We start from the raw sequence: 14820 nt of genomic DNA on the forward strand, positions 1-14820 counted from the left end.
CCGTTCAACTCAGTACCCTTTTGTCTACCGGCTTCACATGCAGGGCCACACATCGGCCTGAACTCAGGATGCACCCATCCCTCGTTACTGATTACAGTGAATCTTTTGCTGACTATAGTGAATCTTTCAGTTTAGCGATCTTACCGCTGCCAACCGGCATGAATCTGTGCTCCAGACATGCGCTTAAATCAGCATATTGGCCTGGCCCTCCTGCTTACGGTTAACACGTATTGGAACTGAATTGACCTCCTTCAGGTCTGCAAAAATTCGAATGCATTCATTCACTGATTACAGTGAACGTTCGACACTGTTATTGATGCCTTTTCTTACCAGCTTTTACAGGGGATAGAATTTGTCAGCTTTATCGTGTGCTGGATCAAGCGTCAAGGTTAAGGCTGTAAAGATGAATTGGCGGTATTTCAAGTGCGCGAGCTCAAGATGTGTCCCGCTCATCACAGTGAATTGTGCGAACAAAGTCACAGAAATCAGGAGTCCTACATTTAACACAGTATTGCGTTGATATGATAACTTGTTGCCTTGTGTGCAGGATTTAGGTATAAATTCATAAATCCTACACATTTGGAGTAAGTATGGCTAATGATGATAGTCAGGTCATGAAAGTTGCTCAGCGTTCCGAACGCATGTTATTGAGCCTTACTGAACAAATTCAGGCACAAAAGCTTGAGTTGCAGGAAAACAGCTACTACCAAATTTATGCCAAGGCGGCTCTGGCTAAACTGCCAAAACTGACCCGCGCCAGCGTTGATTATGCCGTAAACGAAATGGAAGAGAGTGGTTATCAGTTCGATAAGCGCGCCGCCGGTAGCTCGGTGAAGTACGCCATGTCCATTCAGAACATTATTGATATCTATCATCATCGCGGCGTGCCGAAATATCGCGATCGTCACACTGAAGCCTTTACCTTATTTGTGGGAAATCTTAAAGGTGGCGTTTCCAAGACGGTTTCTACTGTTTCTCTGGCTCACGCTCTTCGGGCTCACCCTCACCTTTTATATGAAGACCTGCGCATCCTTGTGATTGATCTCGACCCACAGTCTTCTGCCACGATGTTTTTGAATCACGAGCGTTCTGTCGGGCTCGTGGAGGCGACTGCCGCTCAGGCGATGCTACAAAACGTCACACGGGATGAGCTGGTAAGTGAATTTATCGTTTCATCCATTATTCCTGGTGTGGACGTATTACCTGCATCAATAGATGACGCATTTATTGCATCAAGTTGGGATCATCTGTGTGCCACTCATTTGCCAGGGCAAAACATTCATTCGGTGTTATATGATAATGTCGTGTCTAAGCTTAAAAAAGATTACGACTTCATCTTCATCGACAGTGGCCCACATCTGGATGCATTTTTAAAGAATGCGATCGCCGCATCCGATCTCCTGATGACTCCAGTCCCACCGGCACAGGTTGATTTCCACTCTACCCTCAAATACCTGACTCGTTTACCAGAGCTGATTGGCATTATTGAAGAGTCGGGAGCCGTATGCCGTCTCCAGGGCAATATCGGGTTTATGTCAAAGCTCTCTAACAAAGCAGACCATAAACTTTGCCACAGCCTTGCTAAAGAAATTTTCGGCGGCGACATGCTGGACGCAACCCTGCCCCGTCTGGATGGTTTTGAGCGTTGCGGTGAGTCGTTTGACACGGTTATATCGGCTAACCCGTCAACCTATGTAGGTAGCAGTGAGGCGCTGAAAAACGCTCGTTCTGCCGCCGAAGACTTCGCTAAAGCGGTTTTTGACCGCATTGAATTTATCCGCCTGAACTGAGGTTTTTATGAGTGCGAAAAGAATAACGATCGGCAGAACCTTCAGCCAGACACCGTTAAACACAGAAAAACTCTCTGATAACCCTTCGCAGACGTTTGTTCTTGCCACAGGAAAACGTGCCGTATTCCGTTTTGAACACATTCCTGCGAATGAGATAGAAAGCAAAACCTTTGTGACCATGGAAACGAATGGTCGCGATCAGTCTGGTCTTACGCCTGACTCACTGCGGGATATTATCCGCACGATTAAGCTTCAGCAGTTTTTCCCTGCCATTGGTGTGATGCAGGGCGAACGTATAGAGATACTGGACGGCTCACGACGTCGCGCGGCAGCACTTTATTGTAAAACCGGTCTGGATATTCTTGTGACCGATGCGGTCATCACTCCGGATGAGGCACGCAGGCTTGCGCAGGATATTCAGACGGCTCGTGAGCATAATTTGCGTGAAGTCGGGATGCGATTACTGGCGCTCAAAGACGGCGGCTTATCCCAAAAAGAGATTGCTGAAAATCAGGGCCTGTCGCAAGCCAAGGTCACCCGTGCTTTACAAGCTGCCAGCGTTCCCGCTGATTTGATCTCTCTTTTTCCTAATCAGTCAGAGCTGACTTATCCTGATTATAAAGCCTTGCTTCAGGCTGCGGATAAACTGAGTGAGACCGGGCAAACCGTCGAGGCATTGATAAACGCTATCTCGGCTGAAATCGATGTTGTCAGGGCTCGTGATGGTTTGGCTGAGGACGAGTTAAAAAACACGATTCTGAGGTTGATTCGTCAGGGTAGCCAGACGCTTGTTAAAGAACCTGAGAAAGATAAAACCACAGCGGTGGCTCTCTGGTCCTTTGCTGATAAGGATCGATTTGCGCGCAAAAAAACGCGAGGAAGAATGTTTAGCTATGAGTTTAACCGCCAGTCGAAAGAACTCCAGGACGAGCTTGATAAGGTCATTGCTGAGACATTAAAGAAGTATATGACCCGATGAAACATATCAAACCAGGCAAACTGATTGTCTGGTTTTTTATTCCCTCATATTTCCTTTATCCCTGTAATATTCGATATCGCTATAGCGAATTTCAGGCTGAAATCGCCAAATAAATAGCCTGAAATTTATCTCTAAGATACTGTTTTTTAAATTTTTTAATTTAATTTCCCAAAATGAAATTCGCTATATTTCCCGCCTGCCGCCTGCCGCCTGCCGCCTGCCGCCTGCCGCCTGCCGCCTGCCGCCTGTGGTTTTAATGTGGTTGTCTGCCTCGGTGCTAAAGGATTTTTGATTCGACTGACCTGCTCCCCGTTGCTGGCCACAACATGATGTTATAGCAACGCGAGGACATCCCAATTAAGACAGATTTTGTACGAACAGATCATCAGTATCGCTTGCATAGCCGAGGCTGGCACTTCCTCCCATAAGCATATTATTTCTGACACAAACTTTTGCGCCTGGCGTAAGACATTTAATGGCTTTGCACTCCCTGAAATAAAACGTCTGAAGAAGAGAGAGCCCGTCTCAGGAAGTGACTTGCAGAAGTGATGCCTGAGTGAAGATGCATTACAGGTGGTTGAGCCGATAATACTGACGACAGATCGCAAGCGGGAAGCGGTTGCAGTGAGGTGTGAAGTGATGAGTCTGTCACGACCTCGTGCGTGCACGTATGCTGATTTGTTCCTGTCGACTTGCTGCCATGAGAAGCAGCCTCCGGTGGCTGATGCGCATTTTTCAGGGCGCTCGATTGCGCTGCCATCCGAGCGACGGCGTTTCGGTTAGCGCCGTATAGCGGGAAACTACGGCAACGAGAAGGCCTGCATGTTAATCACAAGTACTTGTGATGCCTTTACCCTCTCAGCGGCCCGGGTGTTAATTGCAGGCGAGGTCGTAGAGTACGGGTTACAGAACGCCTTCCTCTGCTCCGTCTTGCTGCTCCTGGTCTGTCGTGGTCACCGTATTTCGTCATGGACGCACAGGCATCCTGACGCAGAATAAAGTGTTATATCTGCGTTGATGATTTTACCAATGAATACCTGTCAGTTTCTCTTACCTCAGGTATATCTGGCATGCAGGTCACACGTATTCTGGACAGTATTGTGCTATTTCATGGCTATCCGGTAACGTTAAGACCAGACTCTGCACCAGCGTTTACCTGGCGGGCACTGAACCAGTGGACCTTTGCGCATGGCGTTAAGCTTCGGCTTATTCAGCCGGGCGATCAAATACCTATGGGGTTATCGAAAGCTTAAATGGTAGTTTTCTAAAGGCGTGTCAGATTAAGCCCGGGTTAAGCGAAAGTGTTCACCCAAAAAAAACATTAACGACTGGCGGAAGGACTATAAGCGTTTCAGCCTCATTCCTGAGTGATTTATCTGACGTCAGCGAGGTTAGCAGTGGGCTGGCAAAATGCTAACAGAGAAGGTAACCCAACCGACATGGCTAACGGTCTATTGTGCTCAATGCTGTGGGGGCAAATCACGTCGATGATTTTTATTGGATGCAGTCTGCGCGATATTTACACAAACAGAGACGGATACAGCAATTTTTCGACGGCATCTCAATTAGCGGTGTTGCTGTGATTGCAATAAGAGATTTAGCAGTGTGTGGATTATCGGTGTCAGGGCGAAAGCGACGCTTTTTTCAACCCTATCTTCATGAAAAATATTGTTTTTATGATGGCGATTTCAGCCTGAAATTCAGTCAGCGATAAAAAGTAATCCCTTGGTTTCTGAGAGAAGTCAATGCGTCAGGGTTTTGCTTTGTTATTTTTTTGAAGACGAATGTCTTGGTCAAACTCTGGTTAAATTGATATACAGAAAATATCCCTTAGTTATCCACAGAAAAAGTGGATAAGTTGAGAGAGCCTTAATGACAGGGACATGCGCCAATCTTTCGCCTTACTGATAGGCGTTTCAGGAGTAAGTAAGTTAAGCACCTGGAGTTGGTTTCATCCCCCGATGCTAAAAAACATGTCGCAGTTTGTATCATGACTCTGGCCTTTCGTTTAATCGGAACAGATTCACACCTGGCAATTGCCCTCACGTTGATAAAACAACGATTTAGTGAAAACGAGCGCTGACACGACGACAGAATGCACAGCGACAAGCTGAAGTCGGTGCAGTCATCATACAAAACCCGTTTCAGCCCAGGTATTATTCGAATCAGTAACAGACAAGGCTGGAGAGCGAAAGCGTTCTGTTAGGCGCTAATGAAAGTAAAAGCCTGATGCTGTACAGCATTTTATCAAATTCGCATCAGTGCCTGCAGGAGGAGAAAACGCCATTCCTTACAGAACAGTGATGCCCGGGCGAAAGCTAACGGCTTCTGGCGTTGGCATGATGTTTTTACTAAATACTACAAGCTGCATTCAGGCCAACCCGACGTTCACTGTAATCTGTAAACGTTGGCCATAGGCTTGTTTCTACTATGTGTGGCACTGTCACATTCCCATCCATGATGGAAAACTGATTACAGTGAATCGGCAACGAGATCCTTTTGAGATTAACTGTTCTGGTCTTCACTCATAACATGCTCATGTTGGCTGAGTTTTGTTTATTTCATCCTGCTGAGGCTACATCCCGCTTCAGTCACGGGAATGACTTTCGATACTGATTACAGCGAATCACAACCACTGTAATCAGCAACCGCAAATGACCTGTTTGGCGATTTCAGGCTGAAATTCATACTTATCAATGGGTTTGCTGCATGAAATTGTTGAAAGCAGTCATTATGAAAACAGGCAAGCCTCGCTGGCGAGTGGCCGTTTAGACAGGGTTTTTTGATCGCATCATCCAGGCTTTACATTGGTATCTGGGTTGCAGTGTACAGTGAACGGTTAAGATGCGTTGCTCACCCGGGTTAAAAGTATTCTTCACATGATGGCGGGTTGGGGACAACTGTCTTTAACAGGCTTAAAATCGCTTTAAAGCAGATAAATGACGACTCGCCACGAAGGGAAATCCACGTGGCGGTATTAACGTGTTTTAGCCAAATCGAAGGAAAAATACGTCGCTGTCTTCTCAGGACGTCAACGATTTCAGGGGCGAAAATTTGCGACCGTGCCTGATTATTTAACATAATATAAAGGTTTGCCTGTGTTTTTGACGTTCAAAAAAATCATTCATCCTCTGGCTGGTTTTTATTTCCTCTTTCACTGATTACAGTGAATGCCACTTAAACGTTCACTGTAATCAGTAACACCTAAATGTTGGCGATTTCAGGCTGAAATTTATCTTATGCACCTAATGGCAATTTGCGGCACGTATATCAGCCTTGTGTAAATGGGAGTCTTACACGATTTCTTTTTATGAGCAGATAGCCACTGGTTCAGCATTCAAGCCGAAAAGCGCGCAGCCTTCCTTGTTAACTGAAACTGTTCAGCCCGGCGTGGAGTGCGACTGGCGTAAGCGTTCACGCAGACAAGGCACAAGCGGCGATTCGACAACATACGTATCTCTCAAGACGAAAATGTCTTTGCCAGCGTGACTGCAGAGTGAAAGCGGTAATGGGTGAAGATGGAGAGATGAGAGTTCAGTGACAATTCATGTGTCATGCGCGTTTCAAGGCAATAATGGTCAGTGGCTATTAGCCAGCACTGAGCTTCAGGTAAGTAAAGGGTAGGGCAGGGGGCTTTGTTACTCAACGATTCCAGAACTTCCACCAGATTACTCAGCATCACTAACGTCGGGGGCATTTATAGCCTTTCAGCACTGTGCCACTTACGCATAAACCTGTTCGTTCAATGCCATCTGACGGTGCGGCAACTGAAGTATAAAACGTTGGGTCAAGGATGAGAGAAGGGAAAGACGATCATAATCAGATGTTAATCATGCCCTATGATCAGAATTTGTTGTGTCTTTTTTGCCGGAATAGATGCCAGGCCTGAAAACATCTGTCGTCATCTGATATATCTGTCGATAACAGCCAGCGAAGGTTCAGGTCGCTCTGCGTGGTTTGAACGGCTTTGCGCGAAATGAAACTTTGCTCCCATTGCCAGTGAGTTGCACTGGATTAAGTACTGTGTCGGACATCATTGCGTTACCTCAATTTCTGCCCTTTTCATAACCCAGAAAATGAGGTTTATAAATGTTCAAAGACCCAGGATTGCGTCGATCTCAATCAGCAAGTCAGGTGAGAACAGAGCACTAACCTGTACCAATGCGCTCGCAGGTAAATAATCACCATAACGTTTAAACAGCACGTTGCGGAGTGCATCAATATCTTTAAAAGAGGTTACAAAGAGGGTGACCTTAATGAGTTGCTGCAGAGAGGTGTTTTCAGCCGCCGCTATGCTTTCCAGCTGATCAAAAATCACTTCGGCCTGCGCCGCGATATCCCCCTGGTTTGCAGGCGTGCCAAACGCCGTTAAGCCTGAGACATAGAGTGTTTGATTGTGGCTGACGGCATGGACATAGGGGGCAGTGACTTCCCCAAGCGAAGCATAGTTTTTCCGTACAGGCATCATAGTGCCTAACTCCCAATGTATTACTTGTTGGTCATTAGCAACTGCGAGCACGCATGATTGCTAAGTGCTGCCTGCTGCTGCTGTTCTTGAGTCAGACTTTTCCAGTTGTCGATCACCCGAGCGGCCAGGCCAGGAACAAAATGTATTTTTTGCAACGCATAGTCTGAATTACTGCCTTCTATAACGTTTTTCATGTCTTTCTGCAGCTGTTGCTCATTTTGCTGAGGTACGGCGCAGAGCACAGAAATGTAGTAGTTTTCATCTTCAGCGTCATAATGAGGTGTCAGCCACCACCCCAGGAACCCAACGACAAGGGCGGCAGGGATAAGAAAAGCGGGTTTTAGTACTGTCATCTATCCATCCAGAGTCATTCTTCTCACTGGCCAACAGGGGCATCAGTCCGGTCGCATATCCTGCCATAAATAGCGCTATTAGTTAAATCCTCTGCCTGGATTAGGCTATCAGGTGACACCAGGCACCAGCCCTGGTCATGAGCAGCATAAAAAATATGACCGGCATTGACGTTTTATGAAATCAGTCAATGAAACTATAAAAATCAATACAATTAACAGGTTACAGACCCAGACTTATCTGTATTCACCGCTGAGTTTTTAAAAGCATACTACTATTAGTTGTCTGGAGCCTCAGGATCCAGACTGATATTTATGCACATTTATAGGGGAACCGCGTGCTGATAAAGAAGAAGAAAATACGGTCACATACCGAGGATAGATATCTGGCTCTGGCACTGGCAACGACTGCCGGGATACTCAACGCAATGGCTTTAGGCGCGTTTGGTTTTTTTCCGTCACACATGAGCGGTAATACTTCTCAGATTTCTAACGAAGTTTTCACTTCTGACTTTGATAGTCTGGTTTTCCTTGCGGGTCTGATTTCTGCGTTTGTGATCGGTTGTACCACCGCGAGATTGTTCATTATTGCCGGCGAAAGACGGAAAATCAGAACCATCTTCTGCCTGATCATTCTGGCTGAAGGGTTTACACTGACGGCAGCCTCACTCTTCGAAAAATGGTTTTATTCACCCAGCTACAACGGTGAAGTATTGTTGATGCTGGGCTTCCTGATGGGCTTACATAATGCGACTTCTACGCAACTGTCGAACGGCCGTGTCAGATCAACCCATATTACCGGTACGCTAACTGACGCAGGCATCGCCTTAGGTTCCTATTTATCATCTTTTATATCCCGGGCAGAACCTTGCGACAGACGATTTGCCCAGAAGCAGCTCTATACACATTTAACAACGGTATTATCTTTTTTAACGGGGTGCATTGTCGGACTATTACTGTTTAAAACCTATGCATTTAACGCTATGATTGGACTGGGAATTTTCCTCATCGCCCTTGCAGCTGGCGCGATTGTTATTACATTGTATAATGCAAAAAAGCTTTACTAGTTGATTTTTATAAATGGCGGTTTCGTGAGATTTTATTTCAGGTGCCGCCATTACTAGCATGAATGATTATTTTAAGACTGTATTTTAAAAGTGGTGTGGCAATTTAGATAGAGGAATTAACTTCCAGAATATGACCGGTAAACAAGTCCATAAAATTGACAAAAAGTAATAGAAATTTACGTTTTATCCGATTTAGAAAAGAATTACCATTTCGCTAGATTGATCGTGGAAAAATAAAATTATTGTATAATTAAATCAATAATATAAGTAGATTATACCGCTTCGCTTAAGGTTTATTTCCTCTGCCGGCTTTGTTTTCCTGACCACAAAAGTGTTAGTCTGTATATACATACACCGGTTGGAGGTTATGTGAATAACCATGAAGACAACGACATTCGTGCGCTGATTGGGGCGGTGGTGAGTGAACTTCTGAAGGTAGGTGAGCCCGTGCAGTTTCACCAGATCACAGATGCATTGTTTCGTTTAAGTCAGGACAGCCGAGATAAAAGATTTAAAGTACTTTGCCAGCGCGCAATCCATTTTTTCTCACGCAAAATGCATTAAGAGTGACCTGCAATCTGGCTGCGTTGCAGGTCAACAAACTCACGCTGACTTAGGATAAACGCCCTCACCACAGATGTCAGATGCGAAACTACACACCTGCATCGTCTGGCGTACGTCCTACCACGATTTCAAGAGTTCTGCGTAACAGTTCGATGTGGAACTCATCATCCGTCGATTCGAGTTCTGCGATGAGGTACAGGATGATCGCTTTATTGGTTACGCGTTTTTCGTCACTGACAATATTTCTGATAACTCTGCCAAGCAGCTCAGTCTCCTGAGCAAGATGCTCTCCCTCACTGCGAAAAAACTCGATGATGGCTAAATCTGATGTGCTCTGTTGCATAGTTATCATTCTCTAAGAATCGTCAGTTGCGTCTTAAGGAGTCAGCCGACAAGGTCATTAAGTAGTAAGGGTTACCAGGCATAACACACTTTGATGCCCATCTTTTCTCTCGCTGGCACAGCTTAAATCTTAGACGCCAGCGTCAGTGTTTTTTAGAGCCTTCTGGTGGGCCGTCGTTGTTCAAACGGTGTTTATCGCGCTCGGGAAGATCCACCCGGCGGCGACTGTTCGCTGTGGCCATGCCTTTTTGTACTTCAACAATCGCAACTTTGATGGCTTTCAGCCTGGTTGCGTCCTCGGTTTCACTTGCCATTGCTTCAAGTTGAGCAATAAGTGCATTGCTGGATATCGGACTTTCTGATTTCAGTAAGATCAGAACGGCCTCACCAATCATGACATCCGTTATTTTTTCTTCTTCACTTCTGTACATACTGGCTTCTCTGATTACGAATTTGTAGCCACGCTCCGGCTACGATGACGGGGGACAGCTAACCTTCCCGCGTCAGCTGTGGGCAGTACTATCCCTGTGAGTAAACATGGTACTGCCCGATCAGAAATTACTTCAGGTAACGAATTAATTTTAAAGCGTTAAATTTATATTAGCTTTCGCGACTAAACAGTAATCCAATCAGCTCCTGGTAATGACTTTGCTGCTCTGTGGCATCACAACCGTCAAGACGATGGAGCAATTTACTGCAAATTGCTTTGCGTGAAAGTGTTTGGCCTGCGCGCAGTAGCTCAACAACAATCTCACCCAGCGTTTCCTGCTGAGAGGGCAAATTTGCCTGGCTGAAGTAACGGGCGATGTCGCTGGTATTATCCGGTGCATGTCCGTTCTGACGCATACGATTATCCTCAGGTGGTTAAAATGTACTTTGCCATAGAGCGAAAGTTATACATCTTTCAAAAACTTGTACAGAATTTTGATGGTCTTAACGGGAGTTTTTTGTGCAAAAAATGCTAATTGATTAAAAACAGAGAGTTACAGAGGTGTGAAGTAGGGCGGATGTTACCAAGCATTGTGCCAAAATTAAGCTTAAAAGTTAACACAATGCGTAAAATATGAGCATAGAACTATTTTATGACAATGTCATCGCCGTCGTTGTCTGAAGATCCTGAAAACGCTGATTTGCGTGCAGACCAGCCTCTGCCTGAAGTCAGGCGCGAACCAATTTGCCTGAAACCCATCAGCCATTTGGTTGCATCATCGAGCTGTGACAGCCTGGCTTCATCCACTTCAGACCGGGTCATTACTTTAAGCTCATCGACAAGAGACTCCACACTGACGTCCTGATTGATGGCGATCAGGTTCAGAGCGGCTTCTCCGATGATCGTGTTTGTCAGGTGCTGCTGGGAAAGTAACAAAATGACCTCCTTTGCCTTTCATACGACAAGTTTATTTTAGCAAAGCATAGCGTTCCTGTTTTACCCTGCGCGCGCTCAGCGTTGATCCATCCACTTTATGGACCTGCATCAGGAAGGTTTCTTCATTATTCGATGGCGCTACACTGCTGGACTTTTACTTTCAGAATAACTAGTTAGCCACTCTGCATTACAAAACTTAAAACTTCCATTCATTTCATTAAAAAACTTCACAAAGTGTTTCTGTGTGAATTTTATAGCCTGTGCTATAAAATTTAGCACGGGCTAAATTATTGGCGCTTTCTTCATTAATCTCAGGATGACGAACATGGTGAGTAAATTATCGGTTTCAACACTTGGCATGATGTTGAGTGTTTTTATTAGCCTCAACAGCTATGCGGCTGATAAATTTAAGGTTGTCACGACCTTCACCGTTATTGCTGACATGGCAAAAAATGTGGCAGGGGAGGCGGCTGAGGTGACGTCAATCACCAAACCTGGTGCCGAAATTCATGAGTATCAACCGACCCCTGGCGATATTAAACGTGCACAGGGTGCACAGTTGGTGATGGCTAATGGTTTGAATCTGGAATTGTGGTTTCAACGTTTTTATCAACATCTCAAAGGCGTTCCTGAAGTTGTTGTTTCAACGGGCGTTTCTCCGATAGGAATAGGGGAAGGACCTTATAATGGCAAACCCAATCCTCACGCATGGATGTCACCGGATAACGCACTGATCTATGTGGATAATATTCGTGATGCGCTTGTAAAGCACGATCCGGCCAATGCCAGCACCTATCAGCAGAACGCAGCCGCCTATAAGCAAAAGATCGTTGCAGCACTCGAACCTGTTCGTAAGCAACTCGCCGCCATACCAGAAAACAAACGCTGGATAGTGACCAGCGAAGGCGCTTTTTCCTATCTGGCACGTGATTTAGGGCTTAAAGAACTTTATCTCTGGCCAATCAATGCCGATCAGCAGGGAACGCCACAGCAGGTTCGGAACGTCATCGATCAGATGAAAAAGAATGCCATTCCCGTCATCTTCAGTGAAAGCACCGTCTCCGATAAACCTGCACGCCAGGTCGCGCGCGAAACGCACGCACATTATGGCGGTGTGTTATACGTTGACTCATTAAGCGCGGCCAGGGGGCCTGTGCCAACGTATCTTGACCTGTTGAGAGTTACCACCCAGACGCTGGTTAACGGCATTCAGGACGGGATGAAAACACGATGAACCCCACAATTGTCGTTTCGGACCTCTCGGTAACCTACCGTAACGGGCATACAGCGTTGCACAACGCCAGCTTTAGCGTGCCAGCCGGGTCAATTGCTGCACTCGTCGGGGTAAATGGTTCGGGTAAATCTACGCTTTTCAAAGCGCTTATGGGATTTGTACCTGCGCGATCGGGCCATATCAGCGTACTGGGATTGCCAACGCGTAAGGCGCTTCGCCGTAGCCTGGTCGCCTATGTGCCGCAGGCCGAGGAGGTTGACTGGTCTTTTCCGGTTCTGGTGGATGATGTGGTTATGATGGGGCGCTATGGGCATATGGGCCTGATGCGTATCCCTAAACGGCAGGATCGCGATCGGGTGACTGACGCGCTGGCACGCGTTGACATGCTGGATTTTCGCCATCGCCAAATCGGTGAGCTTTCCGGCGGTCAGAAGAAACGCGTTTTCCTTGCGCGGGCCATTGCGCAACAGGGTGAGGTGATTTTACTGGATGAACCCTTTACCGGCGTTGATGTTCATACCGAGGCCAAAATCATCAGCTTGTTGCGTGAGTTAAAGGAGGAAGGAAAAACTATGCTGGTTTCGACCCATAACCTTGGCTCCGTGACCGAGTTTTGTGATTACACCGTCATGGTTAAAGGCACGGTTCTTGCCAGCGGCCCCACGGCGACGACGTTTACGCAGCAGAATCTGGAGCGCACATTCAGTGGCGTACTGCGCCATGTCATGACTGAGGGCGGTATCACGCAGGTTATCGCCGATCATGAACGTCCGGTTAATGCATCCATGGACACGCATTCATCATGGGGTAAACGATGACCGCGCTCCTTGAACCTTTTGGTTATCAATATATGTTGAACGCCATGTGGATTTCAGCCATGGTCGGCGGGCTGTGCGCCTTTCTGTCCTGTTATCTGATGTTAAAGGGCTGGTCGCTTATTGGTGATGCGCTGTCACACTCTATTGTTCCCGGTGTCGCGGGCGCTTACATGCTCGGACTGCCGTTTGCGTTGGGCGCTTTTTTATCAGGGGGCTTAGCGGCAGGGAGCATGCTGTTGCTCAACCAGCGCACGCGGCTGAAAGAAGATACCATCATCGGCCTGATTTTTTCTTCGTTCTTCGGCCTTGGGCTGTTTATGGTTTCCCTCAATCCCACTTCTGTAAATATTCAGACTATCGTGCTGGGCAATATTCTGGCTATTGCGCCTTCCGATATCATTCAACTGCTTATTATCGGACTGACTTCTGTCGCCATTTTGTTTTTCAAATGGAAAGATTTAATGGTCACCTTTTTTGATGAAAACCATGCTCGCGCCGTTGGTTTAAATCCGGTGCGTCTTAAGATCTTATTTTTCACTTTGTTGGCCGTTTCGACCGTGGCTGCGTTACAAACTGTGGGCGCGTTTCTGGTTATCTGTCTGGTTGTCACGCCAGGCGCAACGGCCTGGTTGCTGACCGATCGCTTTCCCCGGCTACTTGCCATCGCGGTTGCCATTGGCAGCATCACGAGCTTTATGGGCGCGTGGGCAAGTTATTATCTTGATGGCGCAACGGGCGGCATTATTGTCGTTGCGCAAACGTTACTGTTTTTACTGGCCTTCATCTTTGCGCCTAAGCACGGTGTGCTGGCGAATCGTCGTCGTGCCCAGGCGCATGCTGTGCGGGAGACAAGATGATGTGGCTGGAACCTTTTCAGTTTGGTTTTATGAATCATGCTTTACTCATCGCGGCGGTGGTTGCCGTGCCTTGTGCGCTGCTGTCAGTCTTTTTGGTCCTGAAGGGCTGGGCGTTGATGGGTGATGCGATGAGTCATGCTGTCTTTCCAGGCATAGTGCTGGCGTGGATGATGGCATTACCTCTGGCAGTGGGCGCATTCAGTGCCGGTTTGTTTTGTGCTGTCGCCAGTGGCTACCTTAAAGAGAACAGCAGAATCAAGCAGGACACGGTTCTGGGTATTGTTTTTTCCGGGATGTTTGCGGTTGGCCTGATTTTGTACATCGCCCTGAAACCGGAGATCCACCTCGACCATATTTTATTCGGCGATATGCTGGGGATCAGCCAAAGCGATATTTTTCAGACGTTAGGTATTGCCGCTGTGATTGTCGCTGTCGTCGGTCTGAAATGGCGCGATTTCATGCTGTTCAGCTTTGATCCTCAACAGGCTCAGGTGTGCGGGCTTTCGGTGCGCTGGCTGCATTATAGCCTGTTGTGTATGGTGTCTCTGACCATTGTGGCAACGCTTAAGGCAGTAGGGATTATTTTATCGATTTCATTGCTTATTGCGCCCGGAGCGATTGCCGTTTTGCTGACGGATCGGTTTTCCCATGCGTTGATACTGGCGACGTTTGTTTCGCTGGTTGTCTCACTCTGCGGCGTTTATCTCTCATTTTTTATTGACAGTGCTCCCGCACCAACCATTGTGGTGCTTTTCGCTCTGGTCTTTATCGTCAGCTTTATCACCACTCACTATAAACTTTCTCGCCTGTCTAAATCCTCCTGCTGATTACTGTGCTGGTCGCCTGAATGAACAGGGCGACCAGCCGTGTTAATTAACGCAATCGTCGTCTTTTTACCTCTTACCCTGAAAATAAGTGCTAAACCTAATGACGTACATACGCATGTAAACATCAGGGTTATCCGGCTTTCCCCGTTCTTATCTCG

14 protein-coding genes and 1 pseudogene are annotated in these 14820 nt (G+C 46.8%); 9 read left to right on the top strand and 6 right to left on the bottom strand.

Annotated elements, in window-relative coordinates; translation table 11 throughout:
• Nucleotides 1–590 precede the first annotated feature (590 nt).
• The 3 genes and pseudogenes from QLG08_RS06355 to QLG08_RS06365 form a co-directional block, all read left to right on the top strand.
• Nucleotides 591–1790 (top strand): AAA family ATPase, encoded by a 1200-nt coding sequence (locus QLG08_RS06355; protein ID WP_105088754.1) that lies wholly within the window; start codon nt 591–593, stop codon nt 1788–1790.
• 7 nt (nt 1791–1797) lie between these two features.
• Nucleotides 1798–2769, top strand: coding sequence for a ParB family protein (locus tag QLG08_RS06360; RefSeq protein WP_013028021.1), 972 nt, complete (start codon nt 1798–1800; stop codon nt 2767–2769).
• 366 nt (nt 2770–3135) lie between these two features.
• Nucleotides 3136–4217 (top strand): annotated as a pseudogene (locus QLG08_RS06365) (DDE-type integrase/transposase/recombinase); the annotation flags it as partial.
• A gap of 2645 nt (nt 4218–6862) precedes the next feature.
• On the opposite strand, the gene QLG08_RS06370 reads toward QLG08_RS06365, so the two are convergent.
• Together QLG08_RS06370 and QLG08_RS06375 are read right to left on the bottom strand one after the other, a co-directional pair.
• Entirely contained in the window at nt 6863–7237 is a 375-nt protein-coding gene (locus QLG08_RS06370; RefSeq protein ID WP_014604569.1) for a RidA family protein, read from the bottom strand.
• Between the two features lie 20 nt (nt 7238–7257).
• Nucleotides 7258–7590, bottom strand: coding sequence for a hypothetical protein (locus QLG08_RS06375; protein ID WP_013028026.1), 333 nt, complete (start codon nt 7588–7590; stop codon nt 7258–7260).
• A 335-nt stretch (nt 7591–7925) separates the two neighbouring features.
• Between QLG08_RS06375 and QLG08_RS06380 the strand changes: the two genes are divergently transcribed.
• Both QLG08_RS06380 and QLG08_RS06385 read left to right on the top strand, forming a co-directional pair.
• Nucleotides 7926–8654, top strand: a complete 729-nt coding sequence (locus QLG08_RS06380; protein WP_272847711.1) for a YoaK family protein — start codon at nt 7926–7928, stop codon at nt 8652–8654.
• 369 nt (nt 8655–9023) lie between these two features.
• A complete protein-coding gene (locus tag QLG08_RS06385) occupies nt 9024–9218 on the top strand; it encodes a hypothetical protein (protein ID WP_013028028.1) in 195 nt (64 codons plus the stop codon).
• Nucleotides 9219–9306: 88 nt separating this feature from the next.
• On the opposite strand, the gene QLG08_RS06390 is transcribed toward QLG08_RS06385, so the two are convergent.
• The 4 genes from QLG08_RS06390 to QLG08_RS06405 all read right to left on the bottom strand — a co-directional run bounded on the left by QLG08_RS06390 (nt 9307) and on the right by QLG08_RS06405 (nt 10926).
• Nucleotides 9307–9561 (bottom strand): biofilm/acid-resistance regulator YmgB/AriR, encoded by a 255-nt coding sequence (locus tag QLG08_RS06390; protein ID WP_014604571.1) that lies wholly within the window; start codon nt 9559–9561, stop codon nt 9307–9309.
• Between the two features lie 142 nt (nt 9562–9703).
• Nucleotides 9704–9991, bottom strand: a complete 288-nt coding sequence (locus QLG08_RS06395) for a hypothetical protein (protein WP_013028030.1) — start codon at nt 9989–9991, stop codon at nt 9704–9706.
• 169 nt (nt 9992–10160) lie between these two features.
• The gene (gene ycgZ / locus QLG08_RS06400; RefSeq protein WP_019105874.1) at nt 10161–10406 is read right to left on the bottom strand and encodes a regulatory protein YcgZ; all 246 of its coding nucleotides are present in this window, start codon (nt 10404–10406) and stop codon (nt 10161–10163) included.
• 229 nt (nt 10407–10635) lie between these two features.
• Nucleotides 10636–10926: a hypothetical protein gene (locus QLG08_RS06405; RefSeq protein WP_013028032.1), complete on the bottom strand. Its 291-nt coding sequence runs from the start codon at nt 10924–10926 to the stop codon at nt 10636–10638.
• Between the two features lie 358 nt (nt 10927–11284).
• Between QLG08_RS06405 and QLG08_RS06410 the strand changes: the two genes are divergently transcribed.
• Genes QLG08_RS06410 through QLG08_RS06425 form a run of 4 tightly spaced genes read left to right on the top strand, consistent with a single transcriptional unit; the run spans nt 11285 to nt 14662 of the window.
• The gene (locus QLG08_RS06410) at nt 11285–12160 is read left to right on the top strand and encodes a metal ABC transporter substrate-binding protein (protein WP_231858616.1); all 876 of its coding nucleotides are present in this window, start codon (nt 11285–11287) and stop codon (nt 12158–12160) included.
• Nucleotides 12157–12978, top strand: a complete 822-nt coding sequence (locus QLG08_RS06415) for a manganese/iron ABC transporter ATP-binding protein (protein WP_014333019.1) — start codon at nt 12157–12159, stop codon at nt 12976–12978. The genes QLG08_RS06410 and QLG08_RS06415 overlap by 4 nt, the downstream gene beginning before the upstream one ends.
• Entirely contained in the window at nt 12975–13835 is an 861-nt protein-coding gene (sitC, locus tag QLG08_RS06420) for an iron/manganese ABC transporter permease subunit SitC (RefSeq protein ID WP_014333020.1), read from the top strand. Before QLG08_RS06415 ends, sitC begins: the two co-directional genes overlap by 4 nt.
• A complete protein-coding gene (locus QLG08_RS06425) occupies nt 13832–14662 on the top strand; it encodes a metal ABC transporter permease (RefSeq protein ID WP_013028036.1) in 831 nt (276 codons plus the stop codon). Before sitC ends, QLG08_RS06425 begins: the two co-directional genes overlap by 4 nt.
• Nucleotides 14663–14820: the final 158 nt, after the last annotated feature.

The organism is Pantoea sp. V106_11 (assembly GCF_029967885.1).
GTDB classification, from domain to species: Bacteria; Pseudomonadota; Gammaproteobacteria; order Enterobacterales; family Enterobacteriaceae; genus Pantoea; species Pantoea ananatis.

Coding starts and splice junctions, on each gene's coding strand:
- QLG08_RS06355 (WP_105088754.1), top strand. CDS start 591: ATGGCTAATGATGATAGTCAGGTCATGAAAGTTGCTCAGCGTTCCGAA.
- QLG08_RS06360 (WP_013028021.1), top strand. CDS start 1,798: ATGAGTGCGAAAAGAATAACGATCGGCAGAACCTTCAGCCAGACACCG.
- QLG08_RS06370 (WP_014604569.1), bottom strand. CDS start 7,237: ATGATGCCTGTACGGAAAAACTATGCTTCGCTTGGGGAAGTCACTGCC.
- QLG08_RS06375 (WP_013028026.1), bottom strand. CDS start 7,590: ATGACAGTACTAAAACCCGCTTTTCTTATCCCTGCCGCCCTTGTCGTT.
- QLG08_RS06390 (WP_014604571.1), bottom strand. CDS start 9,561: ATGCAACAGAGCACATCAGATTTAGCCATCATCGAGTTTTTTCGCAGT.
- QLG08_RS06395 (WP_013028030.1), bottom strand. CDS start 9,991: ATGTACAGAAGTGAAGAAGAAAAAATAACGGATGTCATGATTGGTGAG.
- ycgZ (WP_019105874.1), bottom strand. CDS start 10,406: ATGCGTCAGAACGGACATGCACCGGATAATACCAGCGACATCGCCCGT.
- QLG08_RS06410 (WP_231858616.1), top strand. CDS start 11,285: ATGATGTTGAGTGTTTTTATTAGCCTCAACAGCTATGCGGCTGATAAA.
- QLG08_RS06415 (WP_014333019.1), top strand. CDS start 12,157: ATGAACCCCACAATTGTCGTTTCGGACCTCTCGGTAACCTACCGTAAC.
- sitC (WP_014333020.1), top strand. CDS start 12,975: ATGACCGCGCTCCTTGAACCTTTTGGTTATCAATATATGTTGAACGCC.
- QLG08_RS06425 (WP_013028036.1), top strand. CDS start 13,832: ATGATGTGGCTGGAACCTTTTCAGTTTGGTTTTATGAATCATGCTTTA.